Source organism: Streptomyces sp. NPDC005899 (assembly GCF_040629645.1).
GTDB lineage: Bacteria > Actinomycetota > Actinomycetes > Streptomycetales > Streptomycetaceae > Streptomyces.
On record NZ_JBEXWB010000321.1, the window covers coordinates 1 to 7,316 of the forward strand.

Sequence of the window (7,316 nt, forward strand, 5' to 3'; positions counted from 1 at the left end):
TTGGTCGCGCCGCCGGCCGCGCCGGCGGGGGGCCGGCACCGCCGGGCTCCAGGCCCGCGCGCCCACCCCCCCCCCCGCCGGCGCCCCCCCCGCCCCCGGCCCCGGTCAGCGGTGCGAGGCCGCGTACGACGACGTACGGCCTAGGCCACGGCCCGGTACACCAGGGCGGTCGCGATGCCCGCGATGCCCTCGCCCCGCCCGGTGAAGCCGAGACCGTCGGAGGTGGCGGCCGAGAGCGAGACGGGGGCACCGACCGCGCCGGACAGCACCTTCTGCGCCTCGTCGCGCCGCTTGCCGATCTTCGGGCGCAGCCCGATCACCTGCACCGCCACGTTGCCGATCTCGAAACCCGCGGCGCGCACGATCCGCGCCGCCTCCGTGAGCAGGGTGACGCCGGAGGCGCCCGACCACTCGGGGCGGCCCGTACCGAAGTGCTGCCCGAGGTCGCCCAGCCCGGCGGCCGAGAACAGGGCGTTGCACGCGGCGTGCGCCACGACGTCGGCGTCGGAGTGCCCGGCCAGGCCGGGCCCCTCCCCCTCCCACAGGAGCCCGGCGCACCAGAGCTCACGGCCCTCTTCGAAGGCGTGGATGTCGGTCCCGACACCGACGAGAGGGATCACGGGTCCTCGCTGTCCCACCGTCTCAGAAGCCATCGTGGGCCCTCCGCCGCGCGAGGACGGCCTCGGCCAGGACCAGGTCCAGCGGCCGGGTCACCTTGAACGCCTCCTCGTGGCCGGGCACGACGACGACGGGCGAGCCGAGGCGCTCGACCATGCCCGCGTCGTCCGTCGCGCCCTCACCGTCGACGGCCGCGGCCTCGTGCGCGCGCACGAGCGTGTCGCGGTCGAACCCCTGGGGTGTCTGCACGGCGCGCAGCCGGGCCCGCACGGGCGTCGAGAGGACCGGCTCGGGGTCCCCGGGCGCACCCGGTTCGACCTCCTTGACCGTGTCGGCGAGCGGGAGCGCCGGGACGACGGCGGGGGCGCCGCCCCGCACGGCCTCGACGACCGCGTCGACGGTGTCGACGGGGACCAGGGGCCGGGCGGCGTCATGGACGAGCACGACGGTGATGTCCGGCGGCAACGCGTCGATGCCGAGCTTCACCGACTCCTGGCGCGTCGCGCCGCCCGGGACGACGAGGTAGTCGGTGCGCTCCGGCACGGCGTGCTCGTCGATGAGGTTCTTCACCTCGGGCGCGTCGCCGGGGGGCGCGACCACGACGACGAGGGCGACGGCACGCGAAGCGGCCATGGCCCGCACCGCGTGGACCAGCATCGGAGTCCCGCCGAGGGTGCGCAGCGCCTTGGGGACTCCCGGCCCGAGGCGGACGCCCCGGCCGGCCGCGGGGATCACCACGGCGGTCCGGGAAGGGCGTGGATCGGCGGGCGTCGGTGACATCGGTGACATCGGTTGCACTCCGAAGCTTCGGCAGGTTTGTTTCCACGGCCGGTGTGGGTATGGCCTGGGCGTGCCCGACCGCAGGTGGGGCACGAGCCGGGCTCGACGCCTCGAACTGACCGGGACCCTTCCGTGACCCCTGGTCGGTCGAGCGGCAGCGGCGGCTCGGTCGACACGGATCCCGGTCAGGTGGTTCCTGTCCTGGCGCCGGCCCGGACGGTGTCCGGCCGGGGGATGCGGGTCCCCCATCCGATCACGGATCCGTGATCGGCACCAGGAGGCCCCGAACCGGCCAGGAACGCGGGCCGGGCGGCCAGGAAGGCACGCGGGCCGGGCGACCCGGAAGGCCGGGCACGCGGGCCGGTCGGCGGGCATGAGAGGCAGAGTCGTCCGGGAAAGCCCGGACGGCGCCTCGGGCCGACGGACAGCGGGCCCGAGAGCGCCGGGCATCACGGCCGGCTCGGGACACTTCCTCCGGCGCGGGAGGGTTACGAACATGCCGCAGCGCCCGGCGACTCGCCGTGTGAACGGCTGGTCAGCGGGCACTGCGGCATGTTCCTACGACGTGATTCCCGGCCCCGGTGGGACCCGGCTCAGGAGGCGAGGACCTCGTCGAGCAGAGCCTCGGCCTTGTCCTCGTTGGTGTTCTCCGCGAGGGCGAGTTCGCTCACCAGGATCTGGCGGGCCTTGGCGAGCATGCGCTTCTCACCTGCGGACAGTCCACGCTCGCGCTCCCGGCGCCACAGGTCGCGGACGACCTCGGCGACCTTGATGACATCGCCGGAGGCGAGCTTCTCGAGATTTGCCTTGTAGCGCCGGGACCAGTTCGTCGGCTCTTCGGCGTACGGCGCGCGAAGCACCTCGAAGACCCGGTCCAGACCCTCCTGCCCGACTACGTCACGCACACCGACGAACTCCGCATTGTCCGCCGGCACACGAACCGTCAAGTCGCCCTGGGCGACCTTGAGCACCAAGTAGGTCTTGTCCACGCCTTTGATCTGGCGAGTTTCGATAGCCTCGATCAGCGCGGCCCCGTGATGGGGATAGACCACGGTGTCGCCAACCTTGAACGTCATGTGACAGGTACCCCTTCCGTGGCTATCCAGAGTAACACGAGAACGGCTTCTCCTGAATGGCGTTTTCGCAGGTCAGGGCATATCTCGGGGCTTGACAACTGCAACCTGAACGTGCTGCGGAAGCCTTCCGGAAGGCGATATTCGCAGGTCGGAGCGGGCGTGCGACCGACGTGAAACGTGCGCGTCACACGCGTAAGAAGTCACTCAGAAGGGACCAAACGTCCCGTTTTGTCGGGTTCCGCATGGTGAACTTTCCGTACTCCGTTCGAGTATGGATCACCCGTACGGACCTCTGGTCGGTGGTCATTGAAATTGATCAACGTCCGACCGCGGGGCGGATTATGCGCGGGGAATCCGCCGGCGCCGGGAAATCCGTCACTGGCCGATCACGGTGTGAACAGGCGCCTTAGCGCTGAACGGGCGACTTGTGGGAACGCGGCCCGAGAATCCGCGCGAGCGGGCCTGCCGTCAGGTCCGGGGGCCGTTGGGGCGGGTCGGGTGCGGGGCCCGGGGCACGGCTCGGTAACCTGAGCCCGCTGACACACCCTTAGGGCGGCTCTACGCCGCTCGGCCTTCCCGTCCGCAAGAGTCCGAAGTCCGCAGTCCGAACGTTCAAGGAGTTGCCGCCGCCGTGAGCCGCAGCCTTCGACACGGCGCCTTCGCCGCCACTGCCCTCGTGTTCACGATCGCCTCGCTGTCCGCGTGCAGCGCGGGCAACGACGCACAGACGCTTCAGGTCAGGCCGGACAACGCAGCCACCGCTGTCGACAACATCAAGATCCAGAACGCGAACGTCGTCACGCAGCCCGGGCACGAGACCGAGGGCCCTGCCACCGTGAACGCCACGCTGTTCAACGACGGCACCAAGGCCGAGGTCCTGGAGTCCGTCACACTTCCGGGCACGAGTGCCACGGTGAAGCTGAACGCCGCCAAGGGCAAGGGACCGATCAGGGTCCCGGCCGGCGGCCGGGTCATCCTCGGAGGCAAGGGCAACGCCTCGGCGGTCATCGAGAACGGCCGCCAGGCCGGAAGCGACGGCGACGTGCGCAACGTCGTCTTCACCTTCAGCGAGACGGGCGACGTCCGGCTCGGCGCCCTGGTCGTCCCGGCGTCCGGCTACTTCGAGGGCTTCGGCCCGAGCACGCTGCCCTCGCCCACCCCGTCGAAGGGAAGCTCCCCCGGGGTGAACCCGAGCGAGTCGGCGGGGCGGCAGTCCGACACCCCGTCGGACGTCGAGAGCGGCGCGGAGACGCAGCAGGACGAGGACTCCGAGAACTCCGCAGCACACTGAGCCGGACGGGCGCCCCGGCGCCGCCCCCAGCACGGAGGCGGCGCCGAAGGCCCGGCGCTACGGCGGCGGCCGGAGGGCACGTCGGCCAGGAGGCGCGGCGGCCGGCAGTACCGCCGGCCGGACCGTCCCGGCGGCGCGGGGCACGGCGGTAGGGCCGGACGGTACGGCCGTGCCGGCCGTGGTTCGCGGCTCGCCCTGCCGCGGTTTACGGCTCGAACTTGTAGCCGAGCCCCCGCACCGTCACCAGGTACCGGGGCGCCCCCGGGTCCGGCTCGATCTTGGCGCGGAGACGCTTGACGTGGACGTCGAGCGTCTTGGTGTCACCCACGTAGTCCGCGCCCCACACCCGGTCGATCAGCTGCATGCGCGTCAGGACTCGGCCGGCGTTGCGCAGCAGCATCTCCAGGAGGTCGAACTCCTTCAGCGGCAGGTCGACCTTGCCGCCGGACACCGTCACCACGTGACGGTCGACGTCCATCCGGACCGGTCCCGCCTCCAGCGCGGCCGGCGTGACCTCCTCCGGCTCACCGCGGCGGCGCAGCACGGCGCGGATGCGGGCCACCAGCTCCCGCGACGAGAACGGCTTGGTCACGTAGTCGTCCGCTCCTATTTCCAGGCCGACGACCTTGTCGATCTCGCTGTCCTTGGCCGTCACCATGATCACCGGCACGTTGGACCGCACGCGCAGCTGCCGGCACACCTCCGTACCGGGCAGGCCGGGAAGCATCAGGTCCAGCAGGACGAGGTCGGCACCGTTGCGCTCGAACTCGTCGAGGCCGTCGGGGCCGGTGGCCGCGACGGCCACCTCGAAGCCCTCCTTGCGGAGCATGTAGGACAAGGCGTCGCTGAAGGATTCCTCATCCTCGACGACAAGCACTCGGGTCACGGAAGAGCCTCCGGGGCAGGAAATGGTTCAGGAGTGTCGGTGCCGTACGGTCCGTCGTCGTCGGCACAGGGACCGTCGACGATGAGGGGCCCGCCGGTGGTTCCCCGGCGTACCACGCCGGACTCGGGCAGTCGGAGAGTGAAGGTGGAGCCCTGTCCCTCCGAGCTCCAGACGGTGACCTCCCCGCCGTGCGAGGCGGCCACGTGTTTGACGATGGCGAGGCCGAGGCCGGTGCCACCGGTGGCCCGTGAACGGGCCGGATCGACGCGGTAGAACCGCTCGAACACCCGCTCGCGGTCCTTCTCGGAGATGCCGATGCCCTGGTCGGTCACGGCTATCTCGATCAGGTCGCCGCCCGAAGCGGCGATCCGCCGGGCTGCGATGCCGACGCGGGTGCCGGCGGGGCTGTAGTTGACGGCATTCTCCACGAGATTGCCGAGGGCGGCGGCAAGCTGGCCGCGGTTTCCCCAGACGGAGAGGTCGGCGGTGCCGCCCGAGGCCATGGCTATCCGCTTCGAGCCGGCCTGCTGCCGGCACCGGTCGACGGCCTCGGCGACCAGCTCCTCCACCCGCACGGGCTCCGCGTCCTCCAGCGGGTCGTCGTTCTGCACCCGGGAGAGGTCGATGAGCTCCTGCACGAGGTTGGTCAGCCGGGTCGCCTCGATCTGCATGCGTCCGGCGAACCGCTCCACGGCCTCCGGGTCGTCGGAGGCGTCCATCACGGCTTCGGAGAGCAGTGACAGCGCGCCGGTGGGGGTCTTGAGCTCATGGCTGACGTTGGCGACGAAGTCCCGCCGCACCGCCTCGATGCGCCGGGCCTCCGTGAGGTCCTCGACGAGCAGCAGCACCAGCCGCGAACCCAGCGGCGCGACCCGGGCCGAGACGGCGAGCGTCTCCCCCCGTCCCGTACCGCGCCGGGGGAGGTCGAGCTCGACCTGCCGTATCTCGCCGTCCCGCCGGGTGTCCCTGGCCATGTTGAGCATCGGTTCGACCGACAGCCGGCCGCCCCGCACCAGGCCCAGCGCATACGCGGCCGAACTGGCCTTGACGACGCTGTCGCTCTCGTCGAGCACCACGGCGGACGAGCTGAGCACCGACAGGACCGTGTCGACCCCCGGGGGGAGCGGTGCGTTGCTGTCGGGCCGCGGGGACGTCCTCGGGGGGCGCCGCTGCTCCCGCTCGCTCCAGCGGAACGCCAGCGTGGCGATCACACCGGTGAGTACACCGGCGATCGCGGCAGCTGCGGCGACCGCCGCGTTCACGTCCATGTCTCAAGGTTATGCGGGCTCGCCGACACTCTCCCAGCCATCCGGGTGCCATCTCGAACACTCGTCGCCCAGAGTTCACCGAGGGGATGGGGGCGGTTCACTTAGGGGGTCGAATCCGGACGCGTTGCACCCGCACCGTGAGGGGCGTGGGGGCCGGCCCTGAGACACCGCCCCCGACGGCCGGTCGGTCCAAGGATTCGGAGAGGTACTTCCATGCGCGACGCTTACCACGAGGAACTCGATGCGATCGGCGAGAGCCTGGTCGAGATGGCCCGGCTCGTCGGCTCGGCGATCGGCCGCGCGACGACGTCCATGCTCGACGCCGATCTCAAGCTCGCCGAGAGCGTGATCGCCGCGGACCAGAAGGTCGACGACCTGCAGCACGACCTGGAGGCACGGGCCATCGCCCTGCTCGCCCGCCAGCAGCCGGTAGCCACCGATCTGCGGATCGTGGTGACCTCCCTGCGCATGAGCGCCGACCTGGAGCGCTCCGGCGACCTCGCCCAGCACGTCGCCAAGCTGGCACGGCTGCGCTTCCCGGAATCGGCGGTGCCGCACGACCTGCACGCCACCATCCTGGAGATGGGGCAGCTGGCACAGCGGCTGATGGCGAAGGCCGCCGAGGTCATCATCACGAAGGACGTCGAGCTGGCGCTCCAGCTGGAGCAGGACGACGACGAGATGGACCTGCTGCACCGCACGCTGTTCCAGCACCTGATGGACGACCGCTGGAAGCACGGCATCGAGACGGCCGTCGACGTGACGCTGCTCGGCCGCTACTACGAGCGCTTCGCCGACCACGCCGTGTCGGTCGCCAAGCGCGTCGTCTACCTGGTGACGGGTGAGCACGCGGACGAGATCCAGGCCGCGGCGACACCGGTGGAGGGGGCGTAACGGCGCAGCCGGCAGGAAGGGCGCACGTATGTCCCCGCGTGCGTGCGCCGTTGATGCGCCGTCCGGGTTGGGCATGCAATGGGGACGGGAGCGGTGCGCCGTGCCGTACGCCCCGTCGTACGCATACGCCGTACGCCGTCGAGTCGTACCCCTGAGGAGGGACCATGGCCGATTCGCCCATGACCGAACCGCAGCAGGAGACCCCGGCCCAAGTGGCGCACCTGACCGTGCTCGGTGCCTGCGGCTGCGGCTCGGGCTGCGGGTGCGGCTGCCAGTCCGGCGCTCCGTGCCAGTGCGGTGGCTGCTCCGGCTGAGCGGTTGAGCGTCTGAGTGGCTGACCGGCCGACCGGAGCGGACAGCGGGTCCCGGTGGTGCCGTGCGGGGGGGGTGTGTGCGCCGCCCGGCACCACCCCGCCCGCGCCCCCGGGCGGGCGCCGGGCCCGGCGGCAGGGGGCGGGGTGCGTGGTCCTCGGGTCGACGACGGGCGGGGCGGTGGGGTGGGC

8 protein-coding genes are annotated in these 7,316 nt (G+C 71.7%); 3 read left to right on the forward strand and 5 right to left on the reverse strand.

The features are described from left to right. Positions 1 to 140: 140 nt before the first annotated feature. The 3 genes from ispF to ABZ371_RS26335 all read right to left on the reverse strand — a co-directional run bounded on the left by ispF (position 141) and on the right by ABZ371_RS26335 (position 2,474). Positions 141 to 653 carry a 2-C-methyl-D-erythritol 2,4-cyclodiphosphate synthase gene (ispF, locus tag ABZ371_RS26325; RefSeq protein WP_358683969.1) on the reverse strand — a complete coding sequence of 171 codons (513 nt, stop codon included), beginning with the start codon at positions 651 to 653 and terminating at the stop codon, positions 141 to 143. Next, complete coding sequence (gene ispD, locus ABZ371_RS26330; protein WP_358683971.1) at positions 643 to 1,407, reverse strand: 2-C-methyl-D-erythritol 4-phosphate cytidylyltransferase; 765 nt, start codon at positions 1,405 to 1,407, stop codon at positions 643 to 645. The genes ispF and ispD overlap by 11 nt, the downstream gene beginning before the upstream one ends. Positions 1,408 to 1,991: 584 nt before the next feature. After that, positions 1,992 to 2,474 (reverse strand): CarD family transcriptional regulator, encoded by a 483-nt coding sequence (locus tag ABZ371_RS26335; protein ID WP_006380568.1) that lies wholly within the window; start codon positions 2,472 to 2,474, stop codon positions 1,992 to 1,994. Between the two features lie 631 nt (positions 2,475 to 3,105). Here ABZ371_RS26335 and ABZ371_RS26340 point away from each other — a divergent pair. After that, positions 3,106 to 3,765 (forward strand): DUF461 domain-containing protein, encoded by a 660-nt coding sequence (locus tag ABZ371_RS26340; RefSeq protein WP_358683975.1) that lies wholly within the window; start codon positions 3,106 to 3,108, stop codon positions 3,763 to 3,765. 205 nt (positions 3,766 to 3,970) lie between these two features. On the opposite strand, the gene ABZ371_RS26345 is transcribed toward ABZ371_RS26340, so the two are convergent. Further along, positions 3,971 to 4,651, reverse strand: coding sequence for a response regulator transcription factor (locus tag ABZ371_RS26345; protein ID WP_069171393.1), 681 nt, complete (start codon positions 4,649 to 4,651; stop codon positions 3,971 to 3,973). Next, entirely contained in the window at positions 4,648 to 5,919 is a 1,272-nt protein-coding gene (locus ABZ371_RS26350) for an ATP-binding protein (protein ID WP_358683977.1), read from the reverse strand. The genes ABZ371_RS26345 and ABZ371_RS26350 overlap by 4 nt, the downstream gene beginning before the upstream one ends. A gap of 213 nt (positions 5,920 to 6,132) precedes the next feature. Between ABZ371_RS26350 and phoU the strand changes: the two genes are divergently transcribed. Both phoU and ABZ371_RS26360 read left to right on the forward strand, forming a co-directional pair. Beyond that, positions 6,133 to 6,813, forward strand: a complete 681-nt coding sequence (gene phoU / locus ABZ371_RS26355; RefSeq protein ID WP_358683979.1) for a phosphate signaling complex protein PhoU — start codon at positions 6,133 to 6,135, stop codon at positions 6,811 to 6,813. Positions 6,814 to 6,977: 164 nt separating this feature from the next. Further along, positions 6,978 to 7,127 (forward strand): hypothetical protein, encoded by a 150-nt coding sequence (locus ABZ371_RS26360; protein ID WP_358683981.1) that lies wholly within the window; start codon positions 6,978 to 6,980, stop codon positions 7,125 to 7,127. Positions 7,128 to 7,316 lie beyond the last annotated feature (189 nt).

Bases quoted from the DNA above. Each gene is read 5' to 3' on its own strand.
- ispF (WP_358683969.1), bottom strand. From the start codon at position 653: ATGGCTTCTGAGACGGTGGGACAGCGAGGACCCGTGATCCCTCTCGTC.
- ispD (WP_358683971.1), bottom strand. From the start codon at position 1,407: ATGTCACCGATGTCACCGACGCCCGCCGATCCACGCCCTTCCCGGACC.
- ABZ371_RS26335 (WP_006380568.1), bottom strand. From the start codon at position 2,474: ATGACGTTCAAGGTTGGCGACACCGTGGTCTATCCCCATCACGGGGCC.
- ABZ371_RS26350 (WP_358683977.1), bottom strand. From the start codon at position 5,919: ATGGACGTGAACGCGGCGGTCGCCGCAGCTGCCGCGATCGCCGGTGTA.
- phoU (WP_358683979.1), top strand. From the start codon at position 6,133: ATGCGCGACGCTTACCACGAGGAACTCGATGCGATCGGCGAGAGCCTG.
- ABZ371_RS26360 (WP_358683981.1), top strand. From the start codon at position 6,978: ATGGCCGATTCGCCCATGACCGAACCGCAGCAGGAGACCCCGGCCCAA.